At 71.7% G+C, this 21,308-nt stretch carries 20 protein-coding genes and 1 riboswitch; of the genes, 10 read left to right on the plus strand and 10 right to left on the minus strand.

Translation table 11 applies throughout. From position 1 onward, the window contains the following. Nucleotides 1-7: 7 nt before the first annotated feature. Both ABZ470_RS21750 and ABZ470_RS21755 read right to left on the minus strand, forming a co-directional pair. A complete protein-coding gene (locus tag ABZ470_RS21750; RefSeq protein ID WP_362913300.1) occupies nt 8-151 on the minus strand; it encodes a hypothetical protein in 144 nt (47 codons plus the stop codon). A gap of 1 nt (nt 152) precedes the next feature. Beyond that, complete coding sequence (locus tag ABZ470_RS21755; RefSeq protein WP_362913302.1) at nt 153-491, minus strand: ATP-binding protein; 339 nt, start codon at nt 489-491, stop codon at nt 153-155. A 378-nt stretch (nt 492-869) separates the two neighbouring features. On the opposite strand from ABZ470_RS21755, the gene ABZ470_RS21760 reads away from it, so the two are divergent. Both ABZ470_RS21760 and ABZ470_RS21765 read left to right on the plus strand, forming a co-directional pair. Then, the gene (locus tag ABZ470_RS21760) at nt 870-1,424 is read left to right on the plus strand and encodes an RICIN domain-containing protein (protein ID WP_352012471.1); all 555 of its coding nucleotides are present in this window, start codon (nt 870-872) and stop codon (nt 1,422-1,424) included. 92 nt (nt 1,425-1,516) lie between these two features. Next, nucleotides 1,517-2,311 carry a peptidylprolyl isomerase gene (locus ABZ470_RS21765; protein WP_352012472.1) on the plus strand — a complete coding sequence of 265 codons (795 nt, stop codon included), beginning with the start codon at nt 1,517-1,519 and terminating at the stop codon, nt 2,309-2,311. Nucleotides 2,312-2,382: 71 nt separating this feature from the next. Here the strand turns inward: ABZ470_RS21765 and ABZ470_RS21770 are convergent, their stop codons facing one another. Continuing rightward, nucleotides 2,383-2,640 (minus strand): hypothetical protein, encoded by a 258-nt coding sequence (locus ABZ470_RS21770; RefSeq protein WP_362913304.1) that lies wholly within the window; start codon nt 2,638-2,640, stop codon nt 2,383-2,385. 160 nt (nt 2,641-2,800) lie between these two features. Here ABZ470_RS21770 and ABZ470_RS21775 point away from each other — a divergent pair, with 160 nt between their 5' ends. Then, complete coding sequence (locus ABZ470_RS21775; RefSeq protein ID WP_362913306.1) at nt 2,801-4,132, plus strand: serine hydrolase domain-containing protein; 1,332 nt, start codon at nt 2,801-2,803, stop codon at nt 4,130-4,132. Between the two features lie 46 nt (nt 4,133-4,178). Here the strand turns inward: ABZ470_RS21775 and metH are convergent, their stop codons facing one another. Further along, nucleotides 4,179-7,817: a methionine synthase gene (metH, locus tag ABZ470_RS21780; RefSeq protein WP_352012475.1), complete on the minus strand. Its 3,639-nt coding sequence runs from the start codon at nt 7,815-7,817 to the stop codon at nt 4,179-4,181. A gap of 16 nt (nt 7,818-7,833) precedes the next feature. Further along, nucleotides 7,834-7,910, minus strand: a riboswitch (S-adenosyl-L-homocysteine riboswitch). 241 nt (nt 7,911-8,151) lie between these two features. On the opposite strand from metH, the gene ABZ470_RS21785 reads away from it, so the two are divergent. Further along, on the plus strand, nt 8,152-8,424 hold the full coding sequence (locus ABZ470_RS21785) for a hypothetical protein (RefSeq protein ID WP_362913308.1): 273 nt from the start codon (nt 8,152-8,154) through the stop codon (nt 8,422-8,424). Between the two features lie 91 nt (nt 8,425-8,515). On the opposite strand, the gene ABZ470_RS21790 is transcribed toward ABZ470_RS21785, so the two are convergent. Beyond that, nucleotides 8,516-9,220 carry a hypothetical protein gene (locus ABZ470_RS21790; RefSeq protein ID WP_362913310.1) on the minus strand — a complete coding sequence of 235 codons (705 nt, stop codon included), beginning with the start codon at nt 9,218-9,220 and terminating at the stop codon, nt 8,516-8,518. A gap of 463 nt (nt 9,221-9,683) precedes the next feature. Here ABZ470_RS21790 and ABZ470_RS21795 point away from each other — a divergent pair, with 463 nt between their 5' ends. From ABZ470_RS21795 to ABZ470_RS21805, 3 genes are all read left to right on the plus strand, one after another. Further along, complete coding sequence (locus ABZ470_RS21795) at nt 9,684-10,103, plus strand: metalloregulator ArsR/SmtB family transcription factor (RefSeq protein WP_362913312.1); 420 nt, start codon at nt 9,684-9,686, stop codon at nt 10,101-10,103. 105 nt (nt 10,104-10,208) lie between these two features. Then, nucleotides 10,209-10,856, plus strand: a complete 648-nt coding sequence (locus ABZ470_RS21800; RefSeq protein ID WP_362913314.1) for an amino acid ABC transporter permease — start codon at nt 10,209-10,211, stop codon at nt 10,854-10,856. Continuing rightward, the gene (locus ABZ470_RS21805; RefSeq protein ID WP_362913316.1) at nt 10,853-11,641 is read left to right on the plus strand and encodes an amino acid ABC transporter ATP-binding protein; all 789 of its coding nucleotides are present in this window, start codon (nt 10,853-10,855) and stop codon (nt 11,639-11,641) included. Before ABZ470_RS21800 ends, ABZ470_RS21805 begins: the two co-directional genes overlap by 4 nt. A gap of 336 nt (nt 11,642-11,977) precedes the next feature. Here ABZ470_RS21805 and ABZ470_RS21810 read toward each other — a convergent pair whose 3' ends face one another. From ABZ470_RS21810 to abc-f, 3 genes are all read right to left on the minus strand, one after another. Next, nucleotides 11,978-12,595 carry a hypothetical protein gene (locus ABZ470_RS21810; RefSeq protein ID WP_362913318.1) on the minus strand — a complete coding sequence of 206 codons (618 nt, stop codon included), beginning with the start codon at nt 12,593-12,595 and terminating at the stop codon, nt 11,978-11,980. Between the two features lie 57 nt (nt 12,596-12,652). After that, on the minus strand, nt 12,653-13,606 hold the full coding sequence (locus tag ABZ470_RS21815; protein ID WP_362913320.1) for an aminoglycoside phosphotransferase family protein: 954 nt from the start codon (nt 13,604-13,606) through the stop codon (nt 12,653-12,655). A gap of 64 nt (nt 13,607-13,670) precedes the next feature. Further along, nucleotides 13,671-15,314 carry a ribosomal protection-like ABC-F family protein gene (abc-f, locus tag ABZ470_RS21820; protein ID WP_362913322.1) on the minus strand — a complete coding sequence of 548 codons (1,644 nt, stop codon included), beginning with the start codon at nt 15,312-15,314 and terminating at the stop codon, nt 13,671-13,673. 362 nt (nt 15,315-15,676) lie between these two features. Here abc-f and ABZ470_RS21825 point away from each other — a divergent pair, with 362 nt between their 5' ends. Further along, nucleotides 15,677-17,635 carry a translation factor GTPase family protein gene (locus ABZ470_RS21825; protein WP_362913324.1) on the plus strand — a complete coding sequence of 653 codons (1,959 nt, stop codon included), beginning with the start codon at nt 15,677-15,679 and terminating at the stop codon, nt 17,633-17,635. A gap of 11 nt (nt 17,636-17,646) precedes the next feature. Here the strand turns inward: ABZ470_RS21825 and ABZ470_RS21830 are convergent, their stop codons facing one another. After that, nucleotides 17,647-18,864 carry an MFS transporter gene (locus tag ABZ470_RS21830; RefSeq protein WP_352012485.1) on the minus strand — a complete coding sequence of 406 codons (1,218 nt, stop codon included), beginning with the start codon at nt 18,862-18,864 and terminating at the stop codon, nt 17,647-17,649. A 65-nt stretch (nt 18,865-18,929) separates the two neighbouring features. On the opposite strand from ABZ470_RS21830, the gene ABZ470_RS21835 reads away from it, so the two are divergent. After that, nucleotides 18,930-19,319 (plus strand): MerR family transcriptional regulator, encoded by a 390-nt coding sequence (locus ABZ470_RS21835; protein WP_352012486.1) that lies wholly within the window; start codon nt 18,930-18,932, stop codon nt 19,317-19,319. A gap of 19 nt (nt 19,320-19,338) precedes the next feature. Here the strand turns inward: ABZ470_RS21835 and ABZ470_RS21840 are convergent, their stop codons facing one another. Further along, nucleotides 19,339-20,022 (minus strand): MerR family transcriptional regulator, encoded by a 684-nt coding sequence (locus tag ABZ470_RS21840; protein WP_362913326.1) that lies wholly within the window; start codon nt 20,020-20,022, stop codon nt 19,339-19,341. Between the two features lie 90 nt (nt 20,023-20,112). Here ABZ470_RS21840 and ABZ470_RS21845 point away from each other — a divergent pair, with 90 nt between their 5' ends. After that, a complete protein-coding gene (locus tag ABZ470_RS21845; RefSeq protein WP_362913328.1) occupies nt 20,113-21,288 on the plus strand; it encodes an erythromycin esterase family protein in 1,176 nt (391 codons plus the stop codon). The last annotated feature ends 20 nt before the right edge of the window (nt 21,289-21,308 follow it).

Below are 21,308 nucleotides of genomic sequence, written 5' to 3' on the forward strand. Positions count from 1 at the left end.
GGCCCCCTCACGACAGCGGTTCGTCGAAAAGGGCGAGCTCGTCATCGCCGGGAGCCTGGAAGAGCCTCAGATACTCCTCAAGCAGCTCACGGCCGACCGGAGCCGTCCCAGGCGCCCCCTGTCTGTCGCGGACCTCCAGACGGCGGCACAATTCATCGACCGATGTGGCCAGATAGCGCAGCTCGACAGGAAAACCGAGCGCGCGCCCGCAAACGCTTCTCGTCGCGTTCGGAACGCCCCCAGAAGCCGAACTCCAGGATCACGTTCTGCCCCAGTGCCGGCAACTCCTGAGCATGCTCCCAGAACCGCCGTTCAAGCCGGTCGCGCACGTCCGCGTCGAACAGGTCGACGCCGAGATCGGCCATCCATTCGTCCGGGCACAGCCGCACCGCCGGAATCTCTCCCGCCAGCCGCTTGGCCGGCGTCGTCTTCCCAGAGCCGGGCGGTCCGCACAGCAGGATCAGCCTCGGCTCGGAGCCCGCGTCGCCCATCGGAATCCTCCATCGCTCCGGTACTCCGGCCGCCGCGCCGTCACGGCCACCCTTCCGGTGGACCGTCCGCGTGACCGTACCGGCCGCCTTCGTGCGGCCACGACGGCGGCCGACGTCCTGAGCGGATCCGGCCTCGTGCCCGGCTCGCCCACTGTGGCCGGATGCGTCCACGTGCCGCAACCAGCCGGCCGGTCAAAAGGTGACGCGTCAGCACGTGTGCCGGCCACCAGGAGGACAACCCACGCCGGCCCATGACGAGTCAAACGGTGCCGCCCGTGAGGACTGTGTGACCCGGCGGGACGAAGAAGCCCCTCCCGGGAGAGCGCACGGAAAGTAGCCGAGTGGCTACTTTATGTGGCATCACGGAGGTGATTCCCCATGCCCAGCGCCAGCCAGATCGTGTGCGTGGCGGCCATGCTCGTCGCGGCCGTGCTGATCTGCGCGCCCGCCGCGCACGCCGACCCCCCGCAGACCAACCGGGAGCTCATCAACCGGATGGACGGCGGCCGTCTCGCCGTCCTCGGCGACAGCCTCGCCGACGGCGCCGAGGCGATCGCCCTGCGTCACCCCCGGTGGAGATACCGGACGGTCAAATGGACCTACACCGTCAAGGACGACGGCTACTACGTGATAAAGAACGAGGCGGCCAACAAGTGCCTGCAACCGGTGACGGGCCTTCCCCGGGAGGCCGACAAGGTGGTCGTGCGAACGTGCAACGGCTCGCCCCTGCAGGACTGGTCGCGCCGCCCCGAGCAGGGTGACTCCGACCAGCGCACCGGCTGGGCCGCCTACCGTCCCCGGCTCAACACCACACTCGCGCTGACCCTGGACTCCTACCAGGGGCCCGGCAGCTGGGACACCCTCCACCTCGCCCGCGACCAGAACTCCACCGACCGGCTGTGGCGGTTCCTGCGTGAGGACGAGACCTGGTGACCGCCCGGCCGGCAAGCGGCGGCACCCTTGACGGCGCCGGTCAGATCGATTAGACCTCAGGGGTTCTGTTGATCACCCCCCAGGAGGGCACCATGTCCGACAGCGCGTTGTTACGATTCGCGGCCCGCGCCGCACTGGCCGCCGCGACGGCCGGCTCCCTGGTCGCGCTCAGCTCCCTGCCCGCCTCCGCGGCCACGGACCCGGCCGCGCCCTCGGCCACCGACTCGGCCGCGAACCAGGCCGGGGGCAGGCCGCCGAGGCCGACGAACGGGCCGTGCCACTACACCCCGACGCCGGACGACCCCGCCGTACGGCGTGTGCCGCTGCCGCCGGACCCGCGTCGCACCCCCACCAGGACGGTCACCACGACCCTCAGCACCAACCACGGCCGGATCGGCCTGACCCTCAACGCCGCCAAGGCGCCCTGCACGGTGCAGAGCTTCGTGCACCTGGCCAGGCACGGCTTCTACGACTTCACCGGCTGCCACCGGCTGACCGCCTACGACCGCCTCAAGGTTCTGCAGTGCGGCGACCCCGGCTTCACCGGTGAGGGCGGCCCGGGCTACAAGTACAAGGACGAGCTGCCCACCGACCTGCCGCCGTGGCCCGGTGACACCACCGGCACGCGCAAGACCTACGCCCGCGGGGTGCTGGCCATGGCCAACGCCGGGCCTGACACCAACGGCAGCCAGTTCTTCCTGGTCTACGGAGACTCCGGCCTGCCGCCCAACTACACGGTCTTCGGCACGGTCGACGCGGCGGGCCTGGCCGCCCTCGACCGTGTCGCCGCGGGCGGCATCCAGCCAACGCCGGACGGCCCCACCCCGCCGGTCGACGGTAAGCCCGTCCTTCCGGTGAAGATCCGCCACGCCCAGGTCTGGCGCTAGTCTCCGTTGTCCGCGTGGTCCGCGGGTGCCCCCTCCATGCGGGAGTCACCGGCGGACCCCGGCACACGGTCTCAAACCCTGATGACGTCACTCTGAGACTCCGGGAACAGTGACGAGAGGAGACCGCCGTCGTCCACGGAGACAACGACGCGAATATCCTCGCCATCCCAGAATGCCTTTGAGGCGATCGTCCAGGTCTTCCCCTGTTCGTCCACATACCTTTCGCGGACGCTCCCGTCGAGAAGCCTCTCCCCGACCTCGGACGCGGCCTCACCGACCCGGTATCCGAGCTTTTCCACGGCTATGGCTCTGGCCTTCGATCGATTCACCTGTCTCCTCGCTTCCCAGGCCCGGGAAACCGGCCGAGCGTCTCCGGCGTGCGGACCCCGGAAGATCATGCATCCCGCTCTGGCTGCCGGACGAACCAGGCGCGGGAAATGGTGGAGGCCGACGAAGCCCTCACGATCCGGTCGTCAGCAGGATGGGTGAATGGCTGACCTCACCCACCTGCGGGACCTGCTCGACAGTCAGGCGAAAGCCCTCCAGGTTCCCGGCGCAGCCGTCGGCGTGATCGTCGACGGCACCGAACACGTCCTCACCACCGGCGTCGCCAGCGTCGACGCCCCGGCCCCCGTGACGGGCGACACGCTGTTCCAGATCGGTTCGACCACCAAGACGGTCACCGCGACGGCGATCATGCACCTCGTCGAGCGCGGCCTGCTCGACCTGGACGGACGGGTACGGCGTTACCTGCCCGACCTGCGGCTCGCCGACGAACAGGCCGCCGAGGAGCTGACCGTCAGGCACCTGCTCACCCACACCGGCGGCTTCCTCGGCGACGTCGACGACGGCGACAGCTGGGGCGCCGACGCCCTGGCGGCCTCGATCACCACCTACGACCGGCTGCCCCAGCTCTTCGCACCGGGGCGGCTCGCCTCCTACAGCAACGCCGGGTTCAGGCTGCTCGGCAGGATCGTCGAGGTCGTGTGCGGCAAGCCGTACGAGACGGCGGTCGGCGAGATCGTGCTCACGCCCCTGGGGATGGACTCCAGTTCCTTCTTCCCCTGGGAGGTCGCGACCCGGCCGCACGCCGTCGGCCACGTCGTCCGGCCGGACGGCCCGCACGTCGCGCACACCTGGGGGCTGTTCCGCGAGGGCATGCCCGAAGGGGGACTGGTCTCCTCGGTGCGCGACCAGCTCCGCTACGCCGCCTTCCACCTGGGCACGGGCGCCGTGGACGGCCAAGGGCCGGTCGGAGCCACGACCAGGGAGCTGATGCAGCGGGAGCACGTCCACCTCGGCGCGCCGTGGAGCGGCATCGGCCTGCCGTGGCTGCTTGAGGAACGGCCGGGCCTGCGGCTGGTCACCCACGGCGGCAACATCGGCAACCTGCAGCTGTCGTCGTTCGTACTGGCCCCCGAGCACGGTTTCGCCGTCACCACGCTCACCAACTCGGCGCCGGGCAGGGTTCTGGGCACGCTGGTGACCGACTGGTGCCTGGAGCACCTGCTCGGCGTGCCGTCGCAGGCCGTACTGCTGCCGCTGGGCGAGCCCGGGCCGGAGTACGCGGGCAGCTACGACGCCGGGCAGTGGATCTTCGAGGTGGACGAGAAACTGACGGCGCGGTTCGTGCTGCGGCCCGAGCTGGTGGCCGCGGGGGTCGAGGGCATGCCCGACATGCCGCTCGCGCTGGTCGAGGGCTCCGACGACCTGACGATCGCCGCCGACCCCAAGCAGGTCATCGGCCGTTTCCTGCGGGACGACGCGGGCGAGATCGCCTTCCTGCACCTGGGCGGCAGAGCGGCCAGGCGCGTCCGCTGATCCGTGCCCCGAACGATCGGGGCACGGACCGCGCGAAGCAGGCGGATCAGGACTCGGGCTCGTAGGCGAGGTTCGGGCGCAGCCAGCGCTCGGTCTCCTCCTGGCTCATCCCCGTACGGCGCGCGTAGTCCTCGATCTGGTCGCGGCCGAGCCGTCCGACGGTGAAGTAGCGGGCGTCGGGGTGGGCGAAGAGCAGCCCGCTGACGCTCGCCGCCGGGGTCGTGGCGTACGACTCGGTCAGGACCATGCCGTGCGACTCCGCGCCGAGCAGGTCGAACAGCGTCCGCTTGCGGGTGTGGTCGGGGCAGGCCGGGTATCCCAGCGCGGGCCGGATGCCCCGGTACCGTTCGGCGTGCAGGTCCTCAAGGACGGGCTGGGAGTCCGGCTCGAACCAGGAACGACGCGCCTGCAGGTGGATCTGCTCGGCGAACGCCTCGGCCAGACGGTCGGCGAGCGCCTTGACCATGATCGCCTGGTAGTCGTCGTGGCTCTCCTCGTAACGGGCGGCCAGCTCCTCCGCGCCGTGCACGGCCACCGCGAACCCGCCGATGTGGTCCCCGGAGGGCGCCACGTAGTCGGCGAGGCTGCGGTTGGGCCGCCCCTCGGGCTTGAGCGTCTGCTGACGCAGCATCGGGATCCTGATGCCGTTCTCCAGCACCAGGTCGTCGCCCTCGGAGTGCGCCGGCCAGAAGCCGTAGACGCCCTCCGGCCGCAGCGAGCCGTCGGCGATGATCTGGTCGAGCAGCCGCTGCCCGTCGTCGTACAGGTCACGGGCGGCGGGCTGCTCAAGGATCGCCGGGAAGGTGCCCTTGAGCTCCCACGCCAGGAAGAAGAAGCGCCAGTCGATCATCTCGCGCAGCTCGGTCAGGCTCGGCCTGACGACCTTCAGGCCGGTGAACTCGGGGACGGGCAGCTCGTCGAACACCGGGCGTTCGGCGTTCGCGCGGGCCTCCTCCAGGGTGAGCATCGGCTGGCGCCTGCGGTTCTCGTGCGCCTCGCGCAGCGCCTGCTGCTCCTCACGGTTGGCGGCGTCGAGCGCCTCCGCCCGCTCGGCGTCCAGCAGGTCGGAGACCACCCCGACGACCCGGGAGGCGTCCAGGACGTGCACGACCGTGTTGGTGTAGGCGGGGGCGATCCGTACGGCCGTGTGCTGCCTTGAGGTGGTCGCGCCCCCGATGAGCAGCGGCAGCTTCAGGCCACGCCGCTCCATCTCGGCGGCGACCGAGACCATCTCGTCCAGCGAGGGGGTGATCAGCCCGGACAGGCCCACGGCGTCGGCGCCCTCCGCCACGGCCGTGTCGAGGATCTTCGCGGCGGGCACCATGACGCCCAGGTCCACGACCTCGTAGTTGTTGCAGCCCAGGACCACCCCGACGATGTTCTTGCCGATGTCGTGGACGTCGCCCTTGACCGTGGCCAGCACGACCTTGCCCTGACCCTTGCGGGTCTCCACCTGCCCGGCCAGCCGGGCGCGCTCCTTCTCGGCCTCCATGAACGGTTCGAGGTAGGCCACCGAGCGCTTCATCACCCGGGCGCTCTTGACGACCTGCGGCAGGAACATCTTGCCCGAGCCGAACAGGTCACCGACGATCTTCATGCCGTCCATGAGCGGGCCCTCGATGACCTCAAGGGGACTCGCGGCGATCTTGCGGGCCTCCTCGGTGTCCTCCTCGACGAAGTCGGTGATGCCGTGCACCAGCGCGTGCGCGAGGCGCTCGGCGACGGGCTGCTCCCGCCACGACAGGTCGACCTTGCGCTCGGTGCCGCTCCCGGAGACCGTCCGCGCGAACTCGATGAGCCGGTCGGTGGCGTCCTCCCGGCGGTCGAACAGGACGTCCTCGACGTGTTCGAGCAGGTCGGCGGGGATGTCGGCGTAGACGGCGAGCTGCCCGGCGTTGACGATGCCCATGTCCAGCCCGGCCCGTACGGCGTGCAGCAGGAACGCCGAGTGCATCGCCTCACGCACCACGTCGTTGCCGCGGAAGGAGAACGACAGGTTGGAGATGCCGCCGGAGGTGAGCGCGCCGGGGCAGCGCTCCTTGATGCGCGGCAGCGCCTCGATGAACTCCTTGGCGTAGCCGTTGTGCTCGCTCATGCCGGTGGCGACGGCCAGCACGTTCGGGTCGAAGATGATGTCCTCGGGGGCGAAACCGACCTGCTGCGTCAGCAGGTCGTAGGCGCGCCCGCAGATCTCGACCTTGCGGTCGGCCGTCTCGGCCTGCCCCTGCTCGTCGAAGGCCATGACGACGACGCCCGCGCCGAAGCTCTTGACCCTGCGAGCCTGTTCGAGGAAGGGCTCCTCGCCCTCCTTGAGGCTGATGGAGTTGACCACCCCGTTGCCCTGGACGCACTTGAGCCCGGCCTCCAGCACGCTCCACCGCGAACTGTCGATCATCACCGGGATCTTGGCGATCTCCGGCTCGGTCGCGATGAGGTTGAGGAAGGAGGTCATGACCTGCTCGCTTTCGAGCAGGTCGGCGTCCATGTTGACGTCCAGCAGATTGGCCCCGCCCCGGACCTGCTCCAGCGCCACGTCGGCGGCGGCGTGGAAGTTCCCGGCCTCGATGAGACGGCGGAACCGCGCGGAGCCGGTGACGTTGGTGCGCTCACCGATCATGACGAAGCCGGTGTCCGGGCCGATCTCGAAGGTCTCCAGGCCGGAGAAACGGCTGCGCCTGGGCGGGGTGGCGACCTGGCGCGGCGCCCGCCCGGCGACGATGCCCGCGATCTGCTTGATGTGCGCGGGGGAGGTGCCGCAGCAGCCGCCCACGAGGTTGACCAGTCCCTCGGCCGCGAACTCGCCGAGCAGGTGCGCGGTCTCCTCCGGCGTCTGGTCGTAGCCGCCGAACGCGTTGGGCAGGCCGGCGTTGGGGTGCGAGGCGGTGTAGGTGCCGGAGAGCTTGGCCAGCTCCTCCACGTGCGGGCGCATCTCCACGGCGCCCAGCGAGCAGTTCACACCGACGACCAGCGGCTTGGCGTGCTTGACCGAGTTCCAGAACGCCTCGACCGTCTGACCGGACAGGGTGCGCCCCGACAGGTCGACGATCGTCACCGAGATCCACAGCGGCAGGTCGGGCGCGACCTCCTGGGCGGCGGTGATCGCCGCCTTGGCGTTGAGCGTGTCGAAGATCGTCTCAACGAGGAGCAGGTCGACGCCGCCGTCGGCCAGCGCCGCGATCTGCTCGGCGTAGGACGCCTTGACCTGGTCGAACGTGACGGCCCTGTAGGACGGGTCGTCCACCCGGGGCGACAGCGACAGCGTGACGTTCAGCGGCCCGACCGATCCGGCGACGAACTTCCCGCCCGCCTCGTCGGCGGCCTGACGCGCCAGCCGCGCGCCCTGCAGGTTCATCTCCCGCACGTGCTCCTGCAGGCCGTAGTCGGCCTGGGCGATGCTCGTGGCGGTGAAGGTGTTGGTCGTGGTGATGTCGGCCCCGGCCGCGAGGTACTGCCGGTGCACGTCGAGAATGAGGTCGGGCCGGGTGATGTTCAGCAGGTCGGGGTCGCCGGTGACGTCCATCTCGTGGTCGGTGAACCGGTCGCCCCGGTAGTCCTGCGGGGTGAGCTTCGCGCCCTGGAGCATCGTGCCCCACGCGCCGTCGAGCACCGCGATCCGCTGGTCGAGGATGTCCCTCAGCCGCCGCGTACGCTCCGCACGCGTCTCGACCGGCGCTGTCTTCTCCACTTCGAGGCCTCCCTTCAGCTGGGAGGCGCCCTTGTTCGAATGGTGCGGGCCGAGCGTGGCGGGCGTGAGCCCGTTGCAGCGCCTCTCGACCTGAGAGCCAATCTTACTCACGCCCCAAGACGTTCTGTGATCCGATGGGCCGCGGGACGAATCCCCGGAAAGCGACCGCCGTACGTCTCACCGCAGGTTGATCGCGGCCGAGGGCCGGTGACGTGGCGGTAAGGGAACAATCTTGAACCCTCCGGCGCCCGAGGGAACGGCTCCCGCCCGGACGGCCGGGTGAAGGGTGACGCGGATCACAGGAACCCGGCGGGGGCGGCGGACAGGTACGGGTGTGGAACGAACAATGCGTACCCGGCTCAGAGCCGGTGACCCGGCGGCTTTCAGCGAGCTGTTCGGCGAACACGCGCAGACGATCTACCGCTACGCCGCCCGGGCCGCGCTGTACCGGGCGACGGCGCTCATCCCCGGCGTGCGCCTGGTGGCCAGGTCGGCGGACGCGATGAACCGTCAGGGCATCGCGGTGGCGTTCGACGCCGACGGCGAGCGCACCGAGTGGATCTTCGACGCCGGCTCCTGGCCTTCCTCGGCACACGCGACTACCTGATCGCCGACTCCAGCCGGGGCAGGGCGGGAACCCTCATGAGCTCCAGCGCCGTCATGTCCCAGACGGTCACCGACCAGGCGGGCTGACCCGCTCAGGAGGACGCGGCCGGTACGGCACGCCCTCCCCGGATCAGGGGAAGGCCCGCGCTCAGGCGCTCACGCAGCGCCCCGGAGCGCACACCGATCTCAGCGAAGTCGTCCGGCCCCGGCTCACCGTCCACCAGGACCTCGGGGACCATGAGAGCCGACAGCGGGACCTCGGGGCCGGGGTCTTCGAGGCCGCCCGCTCCCAGGTCCGTGAGATCCATGTAACGGGGGGCGAGCACCCTGCCCCGCAGGGTGCCGGCGACCAGATCGGGACGGAACTCGTTCCAGAGGATCGTCACCGCCGTGCGCAGGTCGCCGTGGACCTTCACGAGCTTGTCGGTCCAGTTGCCCACGAAGGTCTCGACCTCGACGTCGCCCAGCACGACGAGCTTGACGTCCCCCTCCAGCAGGACGTTGGCGGCGCGCAGGTTTCCCAGGACGACCAGCGCGGCGGCCCCGTCGTCGACGTTGACGATGTTGCCCTCGACGGTCAGGTCGCCGTCGATCACGTAGCCCGTCGCCTGGTCCGGGGTGTCGGCGCACCACGGGGAGCCGTCGTGGTCGTCGAGGGAGAGCTCCCCGGTGACCCGGGCGGCGCCGGGGTGCAGGATGTACTCCTCCTCGTAGAGGTCACGGTAGGTCTCCCGGGCAAGGCCGCGCCGCTCGAACAGCTCGACCGCGGCGGCCCAGGACAGGTAACTGCTCGGCATGGACGGTGACCCTAGCGGGGATCACCGACATCCCACCCGCCGTGCGCCGGGCGGCGGATCGGGTACGGCGCGGCGGAGGCCGCCGTGCGCCGGGCGGCACAGCACCGGACCGGCCAAGCCGGAGGGGGAGGTCACGCGGCGCCGCGGCACCGCCTCCGGCCAGGAAGGCGGCCGCCACCCGGCCTCCCGAAAGGATATGCCAGCCTTTTTCATGCGTAAGCCTGAAACAGGGACATCGGCCGGTCGAAGACCAATCAAAAACACAAAAAGGCGTTGGTTTTTGGGATTTTTCGCCACGCGAAACCAATGGGCATCTCGGCAGCTCAAGTGAGAGGTGAGGCCCGTTCGGCCGGGCTCGCAATCGTCAACAAAAGCGATTGTTCACTCACCTGACCACATCGCCAGGAAATTCATCCGGAATGAAATATGGCGGCGGGTGAAAACGATATCTACGCTTCTTCATATGAGCAGAGCTTCATATGTTCCCGCGGGCGAGGGCTGCGCGGTGCGCATGGTCGATCCGGATCGGGTCGGCACGGTCGCCGAGGCGATGCCGGGGGCGGAGTCGATCGAGGAACTCGCCGGGGTCTTCGCGCTGCTGTCCGACCCGGGGCGGTTGCGGGTGATCATCGCACTGCTCAAGGGCGGGGAGATGTGCGTGTGCGACATCGCCGCGGCGTGCGGCCACAGTGAGTCGGCGGTCTCCCACACGCTGCGCCTGCTGCGCGCCTGTCACGTCGTGCGGGTGCGCCGGTCCGGGCGCATGGCCTACCACCGCCTCGACGACGCCCACGTCCGGATGCTGCTGGGCCTGGGCCTGTCCCATGTCAGCCACGCCCCGGACACGGCCCGCGGATACCGGCCTCCGGAGCAGGCCTCATGACCTCGCGCCACGACGACCACCGCGCCGATCCGCACGGCCCCCACCCGAACTCCGCGGGACACCGGCCGAACGGACCGGCCGAAGGCCCAGAAGGGAACGCGCTCGATGGACCTGCTCTCCCTGCCGATGCCCGGCCTGCTCTCCGGCGTGGCCGTCACGCTGTTACTCGGTGTGGTGTCGTTCGTGTTCGGCCTCGTGCTGGGCGGCCTCGTCATGCTGGCCAGGCTCTCCCGGCGCCGGCCACTCAGGGTGGCCGCGATCGTCTACGTCTCGGTGTTTCGCGGCACACCGCCGCTCGTCCAGCTCATGCTCGTGTACTTCGGGCTTCCCCGGCTCGGCGTGCGGCTGCCGCCCGTCCCGTCGGCGATCCTGACCTTCAGTCTCTACGCGGGCGCCTACCTGAGCGAGAACCTGCGCGGCGGCGTCCTGGCCGTCGACGGCGGCCAGTGGGACGCGGCGGGTTCGATGGGGATGTCCCACGGCCTGGCCCTGCGCCGGGTCGTCCTGCCGCAGGCGCTGCGGGTGGCCACCCCCGCCATCGGCGGCCGGTTCATCTCGCTGGTGAAGGACACCTCCCTCGCCTCGGTGATCACGGTGGTCGAGCTGACGCGCGTCGCCGAGACCGCGGGCAGCTCCTCCTTCCGCTACGTCGAGGCGTTCACGGTCGCGGGCGCCGTCTACTGGCTGATCAACACCGTTCTCTTCGCCGGGCAGGGAGCGCTGGAACGACGGCTGGGGAGGGCCTACGCATGAGCGGGAACGTCGCCGTCGACGTGCGGGGGCTGCACAAGCGCTTCGGTGACCTGGAGGTGCTCAGGAGTGTGGACCTGACCGTGTACAGCGGTGAGGTCGTGGTGATCATGGGGCCGTCCGGGTCGGGCAAGACGACTCTCATCCGCTGCCTGAACCTGCTCGACGAGCCCGACGCGGGCAGCGTCACCGTGCACGGCACGACGCTGAGCTATCCGGCGCGGGGGCAGGGCCGTTCGAGGAGGCGCCTGGTCCGTGACATCCGCGCCCGGACGGCCATGGTGTTCCAGCACCTCAACCTCTTCCCGCACATGACCGTCCTGCAGAACGTCATCGAGGGCCCGATCTCGGTACGGCGTCTGCCCCGCTCCTACGCCGTCGAGATGGGCGAGCGTCTGCTGGCCCACGTCGGCCTGGACGACAAGCGTGACGAGTACCCCGCGCGGCTGTCCGGGGGGCAGCGGCAGCGGGTCGCCATCGCCAGGGCGCTGGCCATGGAGCCGGAGGTCATCCTCCTCGACGAGCCGACCTCCGCCCTGGACCCGGAGCTGGGCGCGGAGGTGCTGCAGACCATCCGGAGCCTGGCGGCCTGCGGCACGACCATGGTGGTCATCACCCACGAGATCCCCTTCGCCAGGGAGGTCGCCGACCGGGTGGCGTTCATGGACGCCGGCCACATCCTTGAGGAGCAGCATCCGAACGTCTTCTTCGGCGCCCCCGCGACCGCCCGCGCGAGATCGTTCCTGCGTCTCGTGCCCAAGGGCGGCGGGCCCCCGTCCCGGCCTTGAGAAAACAACACGCATCGGAGACGGGCCACGGAGCAGACGCCCGAGGGGCCCCTTCCACGACCACGACCGGTGATCCCCGGGGGCCCCGCGAAACCCTGAAAGCCTCGGTGAGGCACGGCATGAGCGAAGGACGCAGGGAACCCGGGGAACACGAGCATCCGCGCGGCGGGACGCGGCCGAGAACGGGGTGCCCCTGTCGACGGTGGGGATCGCGGTGGCGTTCGGTTTCCCGGTCGCGTCACCTCCTTCACCAGGCGGAGGTGCGCCTGCCCGTCGGAGTCCGGCGGCCTGCACGCCCCGGGCCCCGCACCGGTCCTGACGGGCCCGCAGGGAAGGTCAGAAGAACGAGGCGCCGATGCCGGGGCCGTTCCTGCTGTCGTGGACGGCGACGGTCCCGGGCCCGTCCGCCGCGTCGCAGTACGGCCCATGAACGGTGAGGCCGCCCAGGTCGGCTGGGAACGCGGTGCCGGGCGGAAGGCTCCGCGCGTCGAGGGTGAAGGTGACCCGGGTACCGCTTCCAGGGGGCGGCTCGAACCGCCACACCGCGGTACGAGGCCGGAGACCGGCGAGTTCCTGGCCGAAGCCCCGGCCGTCGCACCACATTTCGGCGGTCGTCGTTCCGCAGAGCGCCGCGATGGCCGCCAGGGACCACCGCTCGGGGCCGATCAGGGAGCCGTGGTATCCGAGGGGCGGTGAGTCCGGCCAGGTGTGCCGCTGGTTGATCGTCACCGCGAAGCGAAGATCGCCAAGGATTTCGATCACAGAGGTCAGCGAATGGTCCTCCGCGACGTGTGCCGCCGGGTGCAGCGCGTGCTGAGCCGCAACGGACAGGAGCGTGACCGGCAGCCCCGGATCGTCCAGTCCGACGCCGAAGTACATACCGGGCCGTTTGAGAACCACTTCGTCGAACTCGAGCACGGTGATTTCGGCCGCGTCGTACTCGTGCTGCGCCACGGATCACAGGCTGGCCGCTGGCAGCCGGCCGGTGCGTTTCCAGCGGCCGGGCCGGTGTCAGACGTTCACGCCGCCGGCGAAGGGTGTCGCCCGCCAACGGTCGACGGCGGGTTCGAGGTAGCCCATCAGCTCGGGCAGCTGCGGGACCAGCGTGAGGGCGGCGATGATCCGCAGCATGCCCAGGGCGTTGACGAAGGCGAGGACCTCCTCGTTGAGCGGTCTCATGCCGTTGCGCCGGGCGCCACGGTTGTAGGCGGCCTCGTGCTCGGGCCCGAGAGCGGCCAGGTCCCACTCGACGGGCCCCAGCGTGACCAGTTCGAAGTCGGCGTAAAGATCGCCGTCGACCGCGTTGACGATGTTCACGGGCGGGCAGTCGCCGTGGACAGGCTGGAGGCCGACGCCGGGGAAGCGGGCCTCGAAGGCGCCGCGTGAGCGTACGAGGGGTTCGAGGAGGCGCCATTCGCGGCGGGCCCGGTCGAGCTCGGCCGCTCCGATCAGGCTGGGACGCCGGTCGAGCAGGGCGAGGCCGTCGGCGATGAACCGCGGGTCGGCCGCGGACAGGAACTCCAGGCGGCGGCCCGGGTAGGCGCGCAGCGCCGCGTGCAGGCCGGCGACGCTCTCGGCGTTCGCCACGTAGTCGGGTTCCCTGTCCCGCGCCTGTTCGACGAACGTCCAGAACGTCATCGAGAACCCGTCGCGTCGCACGGGTTCGCGCGGCACGAGCGGGCTGGGCGCGATCACGGGGACCCCCTGGTCGGCCAGCCACCGCGTGACGTCCAGCTCGTCCCGCTGGCGGCGAGCGAGGGCGGCCAGGTCGCCGGGGCGGGGCAGGACGGTGGGAACCCGGGCCACGACCGGCGAGGGCGCCAGGTGGACGACGACCGAGAAGACGTCGTGGAGCACCGTGGGGCCGGTGACGGTCAGGCCGAGCTCACGCCCGGCCGTGACGGCCGCCTCGACGGCGGCGGCGGTGCGGTCGGCGCGCTGCTGTGGTGTCAGGAAAGTGGTCATAATCCCTTGTTTCGGTGCGTTGACGGATGTCAGGCGATTCAGGACGGAAGCAGGCCGGGCCGGGTCAGCGTCTGCGGCCGGCGTGCAGTTCCAGCCGCTCGGCTTCGAAGCGCGCACGGAAGCCCCGGTCGTGCGAGACCGCGACCACCGCCCCCGGGTACGCCGCGAGCGCGGCCTGAAGGTCCTCGACCAGGTCGAGTGCGATGTGGTTGGTCGGTTCGTCGAGGACGAGAAGGTCCGCGGGCCGGGTCACCAGGGTTGCGATCTGCAACCGCCGCCGCTGCCCCGCCGACAGGGCGGCGACCGGGACGTGCAGGTCCTCCTCACGGAACAGGCCCAGGGACAGGAGCCGTTCGGCGTGCTCGTCCGGCGGCCCGGGCCGTCCCGCGGCGAACGCGGCGAGCAGCGTCAGCCGTGTGGTGTGCGCGGGCGGTTCCTGGGCGAGGTAGGCGATCCGGGCGGGCCGGTGTACCGTGCCCGCGTCCGGCGTCAGGTCGCCCGCCAGGACCCGCAGCAGCGTCGTCTTGCCCGCGCCGTTGTCTCCCGTGACCAGCAGCCGCTGTCCGGGCGTGATCGTCAGGAGCCCGTCCAGGCGCAGGCGTTCCCCGACCCGCACGCCGTCGAGCTCGGCGAGGGGACCCTGAGCCGGGCCGCCGTCCACCGTCGGCGGCGCCGTCGTGAAACGGAGCGGTGCCGGCGGCCTGGCCACCGGGTCGCGCCGCAGCCGGTCCAGGCGTTCCCGCACCGAGCGCACCTGCCCGCCGAGCTTCGCCTCGCTGGAGCGGCGGTACTTGCCGAAGCCCTGCTTCGGGTCGCGGCCGGTGACGGCCAGCCTCCTGCCCGCGGCCCTGAGCAGTTCCTCCGCGCGGGCCACCTCCTGCGCCCAGTCGGTGTACCGCTGCTGCGCGCCACGCCGGGCGGCGGCCTTCGCGGCGCGGTAGCCGGCCCAGCCGTCGCCGTAGCGGTGCACGGCGCGCTCGTCCCGGTCGACCTCAAGGATCGTGGTGGCGATGCGCTCCAGGAAGCCACGGTCGTGGGTGACCGCGACGACGGTGCCGCGGTGGGCGCGCAGGTGCTCCTCCAGCCAGTGCACGGCCGCCGCGTCGAGGTGGTTCGTCGGTTCGTCCAGGAGCAGCAGTTCGGGGGCGGCGGCCAGGACGCAGGCGAGCGCGAGCCGGGACCGCTCACCGCCGGACAGCGAGCCGAGCGGGCGCCGCCGGGTGATCCGGGCGAGACCGAGCCCGTGCATCGCGGCGTCCACCCGGGCGTCCGCCGCGTATCCGCCGCGTCGCTCGTACGCGACGAGCAGCTCGCCGTACGCGGCGAGTTCCTCCTCCGAGGCGCCGGCGAGCGACTCCTCCGCGGCGCGGAGCCTTCGCTCCATGTCGCGCAGTTCGGCCAGGGCGAGGTCGACGGCGTCCTGCACGGTGCGTGCCGCGTCGAGGCCGAGGGTCTGGGCGAGGTGTCCGACGCCTCCGGGGAAGGCGACGGTGACCTGCCCGGCGTCCGGCGGCTCCGCCGCGGCGAGCAGCCGCAGCAGGGTGGACTTGCCGGAGCCGTTCTCACCGACGACGGCGGCCTTCTCACCCGGCCGGACGGTGAAGGAGACCTGGTCGAGGACGGTCCGGGTGCCGTAGCACTTGGTGACGTTCCTGACGGACAGCTGCGCCACGGCAGCGGGCAGGACGGTATGGGCGCGGTCGCGCATATGACTTTCCCTGATCGTACGAAGGGTCCACGGGCGGCAGAGACGGCGGCGTCGGCCGTGCCCGGACTCAGACGAAGAAGAGGAAAGCCATGTCCTCACCATAACAAGGCGAATCACCTCGCCTCAATTCATATGTGCCGTGACGTGCTCCGCGCCCGGCCGGTGACGCGCGCCAGAGCCCCTGCCCGCCGCGGACGCGCGGCACCGGTCTGCCGGAGGCCGGAAATCCGGTTGCGCGTCCCGGACGCCCGGGTGGCATCATGAGGCGGTCCGGCACACCGATCGGGGAGAAGCAATGCGGCGAGTCTTCGGAACATCTCAGCCCCTTTTCCGGACGAGAGTTTTCGAGGACTTCTCCCAGCATGCCCACCGTGAACATCGGTCTTCTCGCCCATGTGGACGCCGGTAAGACCAGCCTGACCGAACGTCTCCTCTTCGACACCGGGGCCATCGGGCGCCTGGGCAGCGTCGATGAGGGAAGCACCCAGACCGACAGCGGCGACATCGAGCGCAGCCGAGGCATCACCATCCGTTCCGCGGTCGCCCCCTTCCGGGTCGGCGACCTGCAGGTCAACCTGATCGACACGCCGGGACACGCGGACTTCGTCGCCGAGGTCGAGCGCGCGCTCGGCGTGCTCGACGGCGCGGTGCTGCTGCTGTCGGCCGTCGAGGGGGTGCAGGCGCACACCCGGGTCCTGATGCGCGTCCTGCGCGGGCTGCGGCTGCCCACCCTGATCTTCGTCAACAAGGTCGACCGCCCCGGCGCCCGCCCGCAGGAGCTGTTCGAGCGGATGCGCCGCACGCTGTGGCCGTACCTGCTGCCCATGGCGTCGGTCGAGGGCGCCGGTACGGCGGGCGTGCGGGTGAGGCCTGCGCCGCCGCACGACGCGCGGGCGGCGGAGATCCTCGCCGAGCACGACGAGGAACTGCTCGAAGACCTCGTCGCGGGCCGCACCCCCGGGGCGGCGCGGCTTGAGGCGGCGGTGGCCCGGCAGAGCGCGGCGGCCGTGCTGTACCCGGTGTTCTTCGGGTCGGCGCTGGGCGGCCAGGGCGTCGGCGGCCTCGTCGAGGGAATCCGCCGCTACCTGCCGGTGCCGCCCCCGGCGGGCGGCCAGGTGCGGGGGACGGTCTTCGCGATCGAGCCGGGGCCCTGCGGGGAGCGGGTCGCCTACCTGCGGCTGCGCTCGGGCGAGCTGCGCGTCCGCGAGCGCGTCACCTACCGGCGCCGCGAGCCGGGCGGCGGTACGGCCGAGCGCACCGAGCAGATCACCGCCCTGCGGGTCGTCGCGCCCGGCGCGGCCTCCTCCGGCGGCGACCCGGCCAGGGCGGGCGACATCGCCAGGGTGCGCGGACTGTCGGGGGTCCGTGTCGGCGACCTGATCGGCCCGCTGCCGCCCGGCTCCGCCGACGCCTGCTTCCCGCCGCCGAGCCTGGAGACGCTCGTACGGCCGCCGCGACGGAACCAGGCGGCCCGGCTGCGCGCCGCGCTGGTGCGCCTGGCGGATGAAGACCCGCTGATCCAGGCGCGCCTCACACCGGACGGGGCGACCTCGCTGCTGCTGTACGGGGAGGTGCAGAAGGAGGTCATCGCGGCCAGGCTGGAGCGCGAGTTCGGGGCCGGGGCCGTCTTCGAGCCCTCGACGCCGGTGTACACCGAGCGGCCCGCGGGGACCGGGGCGCTCTTGGAGGAGATGAACCACCGGCGCGGGGTGCCCGACTTCTGGGCGACGGTCGGGCTGCGGGTCGAGCCGGGCGCGCCGGGCTCCGGGGTGAGGTTCCGGCGCGAGGTCGAGCTGGGCGCGCTTCCGGCCGCCTTCGACCGGGCGATCGAGGAGAGCGTGCACGAGACCCTGGGGCAGGGCCTGTACGGCTGGCCGGTCACCGACTGCGCCGTCACGCTGACCCACAGCGGCTTCGGCGGGCCGGTCAGCACGGCGGCCGACTTCCGCGGCCTGACCCCGCTGGTCCTCATGGGCGCGCTGCGCCTGGCCGGAACCCGGGTCTACGAGCCGTGTCACTCCTTCGAGCTGGAGATCCCCGCCGAGGCACTCGGCCCGGTCACCGCCCGGCTGGCCGCGCTGGGGGCGCGGCTGCACGGGTCGGCGGCCCGGGAGGCGGCCTGGTCGGTGGAGGGGGAGATCCCGGCCGGGGCCGTCCACGTGTTCCAGCGTGAACTGCCCGGGCTCTCGCACGGTGAGGGGGTGTGGTGGTCGGCCCCCGGCGGGGACCGGCCGGTGAGCGGGCGCCCGCCCGCGCGTCCGCGCGCCGGCGGCGACCCGCTCGACCGGGAGGCCTATCTGCGTCATCTGGCGGGCAGGTGAGCCGGGCGCCCTCAGCGGGGGGCGCCCCGCCTCGCGGCGGGGAAGCCGCCGGTGCGGGCGCCGATCACGACGGCCAGCACCGGGACCAGCAGGGCCAGGACGCTCCACGGGAAGGAGCCGGGGCCCAGCAGTCCGAGCAGGACCGCCCCGGCGACCCCGCCCGCCGCCATGGCCGCGTTCCACAGGGTGACGAGCATGGCCTGCGCGGTGTCGGCCGCCTGGCCCGCCGCCACGGCCACGGCGGTCTGCAGCAGGGTCGGGGCGCCGCCGAAGCCGAGCCCCCACAGCGTCACCGCCGGGTAGACCAGCGCGGGGTCGGCGCCCCGCACGGCCAGGACGGCCGCCGCCACGGAGAACAGGACGCTGGCCGCGACGATGAGGAGCCGTGGCCTGCGGTCGATGTGGGCGCCGACGATCCAGATGCTCACCATGGAGGCGGCGCCGAAGACCAGCAGCACGAGGTCGACGGAGCCGCCCATGCCGGACCGCCGCAGGAAGGTGGCGATGTAGGTGTAGAGGATGGTGTGGGCCAGCACCATGACCAGCGTCACGAACAGGATCGGCACCACGCCGGCGATCCTGAGGGTCGGCAGGATCGGGTGCCGGTCCCGGTGCCGCCGTCCCGGCCGGTCGGGGACCGCCACGGCGATCCACGCCAGCAGGACGGCGGCGATCACGGTGATCGCGGAGAAGGCGGCCCGCCAGCCGAGGAAGCCGCCCAGGAAGGTTCCCGCGGGCACGCCCAGGGACAGGGCGAGCGGGATGCCGGTCATGACGACCGCGATGGCCTTGCCCCGCAGGTGGGCGGGGGCGAGGTGGCCGGCGTAGCCCGCCAGCAGCGCCCACACCAGGCCCGCGGCCACTCCGGCGACGAACCGGCCCGCCAGGCTCAGCGCGAAGTACGGCGAGGCGGCGGTGACCGTGTTGGCGACGGCGAAGCCCGCGACCCCGGTCAGCAGCAGGCGTTTGCGCCGCCATCCGGCCGTGGCCGCGGTGAGGGGGATCGCCGCGACCGCCGTACCGATCGCGTAGATCGTCACCGCCTGTCCCATCGCGGACTCGCCGACCCCGAGGTCGGCGCCCATCGCGGGCAGCACACCCGCGGGCAGGGCCTCGGTCAGGACGGTGACGAAGGCGGCCGTGGCCAACGCGGCCAGAGCGGGCAGGGGTAGTCTCTGATCGCCGGCTCCCGCGACGGGCCCGGCTGATCGTGTGGTGTGGTTTCGCACGTTGCGTATGTTCAAACCATCACATTGATGTGAAGGTCAACGTGACAGGGTGTGAGGTAGGGCACATGCGGATCGGAGAGCTGGCCGAGCGTACCGGCACGCCCCGCAGGCTGCTGCGTTACTACGAGGAGCAGGGGCTGATCCTGCCCGAGCGCTGCGCCAACGGCTACCGCGCCTACGACGAGCGCCTGGTGGACCGGGTCATGCAGATCAGGGGCCTGCTGGACGCGGGGCTGCCGACCCGGATCATCAAGCAGATCCTGCCCTGCCTGGACAGGCCCAGGATCATCCACTTCTCCGATGCGACCCCGGAGATGATCGCCACATTGGAGCACGAGCGCGACCGGATGACCGAGCGCATCCAGTCCCTGACCCGTAACCGGGACGCCATCGCCGACTACCTCGACACGGTGCGCCTCACCCAGGACGACCCGGGCGTCGCCACGCGGAGCTGAACCGGGGCGCGAAGGCGCCTCAGGGTTCGAGGTCGCGGAGGTAGGCGTCCAGGGCCGCGGCGCCCGCGAGCATGGCGCGGCCCCGGGCCGCCAGCCGCGCCCGCCACTCACCCAGGGCCGACTCCAGCGGGACGACACCCCCGGCGGCACGGACCTGGGCGATCAGCGGGGCGATCCGCTCCAGCGGGTAGCCGCCCCTCCTGAGCTGGTGGGCCAGCCGCACGTCCCGCACCTCGGCCGCGCCGTACACCCGGTACCCCGTCTTCGGGTCGCGGCGCGGCCGCACCAGCCCGGCCTTCTCCCACTTGCGCAGCGTGGCCGGGCGCACGCCGAGCCTGCCGGCCAGAGGACCGATGAAGACGTCGCCGCGCTCCTGCGGCACCGGCGCCAGGTCACCGAGCGCGACCTCGACCGCCTGGAGGGTGCGGCGGTCCTCAAGCGACTGGGCGTGACTGTCGTCGAGCAGCCGCAACGCCTCCTCGAGCGCGCCCCGGTTGACCGCCCGCATCACCGACGTCGCCGTCCGGTGGCCGTGCCCGGGCACCAGGGCCAGGAAGGCACGCAGCGCCCGCGCGTGCAACGGCGTGTAGACGCGGTAGCCGTGAACGGTGCGCCCGGCGGCCGGCAACACCCCGTCCTGCTCGTAGTTCCTGACCGCCTGGGCGGACAGGCCGTGCTCACGCGCCAGGTCGACCGGCCTCATGAACGCACCACCGTTTGAAGGTCCACCAAGACGGACACCGGATTTTCCGCGGAAAGTTTACACCGGATGTTCAACGATACCGTTGAGGGAATGGACATCAAGGAAACCGCCTGGCCGCTCGACGGCGCGGGCGTGTCGGCCCTGCTGCGCTCGCTTCCCGCCCGCCCCCTGCTGCTCGGCCTGGGCGAGGCCAGGCATCTGGTGGAGGACCTGGGCAGCGCACGCAACGAGATCTTCCGGCACCTGGCCGAACATGAGGGCTACCGCTGCTTCGCCATCGAGAGCGACTGCCTCATGGGCCTGCTGGTCGACGACTACGTCACGGGGGGAGAGGGCACCCTCGACGACGTCATGCGGCGCGGCTTCAGCCACGGCTTCGGCGCCCTGGAGGCCAACCGCGAACTCGTGCGCTGGATGCGCTCCCACAACGACAAGCACGACGACAAGCTTCGCTTCTTCGGCTTCGACGGCCCCCTGGAGTACTGGGCGGCGAGCCCGCGCCAGGCGCTCACCGCCCTGTACGACCTGCTGGAGGACCCGCCCGCCCGTACGGTCGTGACCCGCCAGACCCTTGAGGAACTGCTGGGCCCGGACGAGCGGTGGTCCGACGAGGCCACGGCCACGGACCCCTCCCGGTCGATCGGCCGCTCCGCCGAGGCCCTGCGGCTGCGCGTGATCGCCGACGACCTGGTGGCGCTGCTGGAGACGCAGGTCCCGCGGCTGAACCCCCGCGACAGGTGGCGGGCGGAGCTGTACGGGCGCACCGCCGTCGGCCTGCTGCGCTACCACCACGGGATGGCCGAGGACTCCCCGCACCGCTGGGGCCGCCTGTCGGCGCTGCGGGACGCGATGATGGCCGCCAACCTGAGCGCCGTCGCCGAACACGGCCCGGCCCTGGTCTACGCCAGCAACCTCCACCTGCAGCGCGGCGAAAGCCTGATGCCGTTCGGCGAGCGGACGCTGCGGTGGTGGGGCGCGGGGGCGATCACCGCGGCACGCCTGGGCGACCGGTACGCCTTCCTGGCCTCGGCCTTCGGCACGGTCGGCGACGACGTCCCGCCCCCGGACACCGTCGAGGGCGCCCTGTCCGCGCTCCCGTGGGAACGCTGCCTCCTGGACGCCCGCCGCCTGGCCGAAACCGTCACCGCCGCCGGCTCCGGGCCGCGCCGCTCCCGCGACTTCGCCTACTTCCCGCTCGACCCGGCCCGCCTCAGCGGAATCGACGGCGTCGTCTTCCTCAGGCGGGTCACCCCCACTCCCTTCTGACCTCTTTCGCGGCCCTCCCG

Source organism: Streptosporangium sp. NPDC020072, assembly GCF_040631445.1.
Classification (GTDB): Bacteria; Actinomycetota; Actinomycetes; order Streptosporangiales; family Streptosporangiaceae; genus Streptosporangium.

Coding starts and splice junctions, on each gene's coding strand:
- ABZ470_RS21760 (WP_352012471.1), top strand. CDS start 870: ATGCCCAGCGCCAGCCAGATCGTGTGCGTGGCGGCCATGCTCGTCGCG.
- ABZ470_RS21835 (WP_352012486.1), top strand. CDS start 18,930: ATGCGGATCGGAGAGCTGGCCGAGCGTACCGGCACGCCCCGCAGGCTG.
- ABZ470_RS21775 (WP_362913306.1), top strand. CDS start 2,801: ATGGCTGACCTCACCCACCTGCGGGACCTGCTCGACAGTCAGGCGAAA.
- ABZ470_RS21790 (WP_362913310.1), bottom strand. CDS start 9,220: ATGCCGAGCAGTTACCTGTCCTGGGCCGCCGCGGTCGAGCTGTTCGAG.
- abc-f (WP_362913322.1), bottom strand. CDS start 15,314: ATGCGCGACCGCGCCCATACCGTCCTGCCCGCTGCCGTGGCGCAGCTG.
- ABZ470_RS21795 (WP_362913312.1), top strand. CDS start 9,684: ATGAGCAGAGCTTCATATGTTCCCGCGGGCGAGGGCTGCGCGGTGCGC.
- ABZ470_RS21805 (WP_362913316.1), top strand. CDS start 10,853: ATGAGCGGGAACGTCGCCGTCGACGTGCGGGGGCTGCACAAGCGCTTC.
- ABZ470_RS21840 (WP_362913326.1), bottom strand. CDS start 20,022: ATGAGGCCGGTCGACCTGGCGCGTGAGCACGGCCTGTCCGCCCAGGCG.
- ABZ470_RS21825 (WP_362913324.1), top strand. CDS start 15,677: ATGCCCACCGTGAACATCGGTCTTCTCGCCCATGTGGACGCCGGTAAG.
- ABZ470_RS21845 (WP_362913328.1), top strand. CDS start 20,113: ATGGACATCAAGGAAACCGCCTGGCCGCTCGACGGCGCGGGCGTGTCG.
- ABZ470_RS21765 (WP_352012472.1), top strand. CDS start 1,517: ATGTCCGACAGCGCGTTGTTACGATTCGCGGCCCGCGCCGCACTGGCC.
- ABZ470_RS21755 (WP_362913302.1), bottom strand. CDS start 491: ATGGGCGACGCGGGCTCCGAGCCGAGGCTGATCCTGCTGTGCGGACCG.
- ABZ470_RS21815 (WP_362913320.1), bottom strand. CDS start 13,606: ATGACCACTTTCCTGACACCACAGCAGCGCGCCGACCGCACCGCCGCC.
- ABZ470_RS21800 (WP_362913314.1), top strand. CDS start 10,209: ATGGACCTGCTCTCCCTGCCGATGCCCGGCCTGCTCTCCGGCGTGGCC.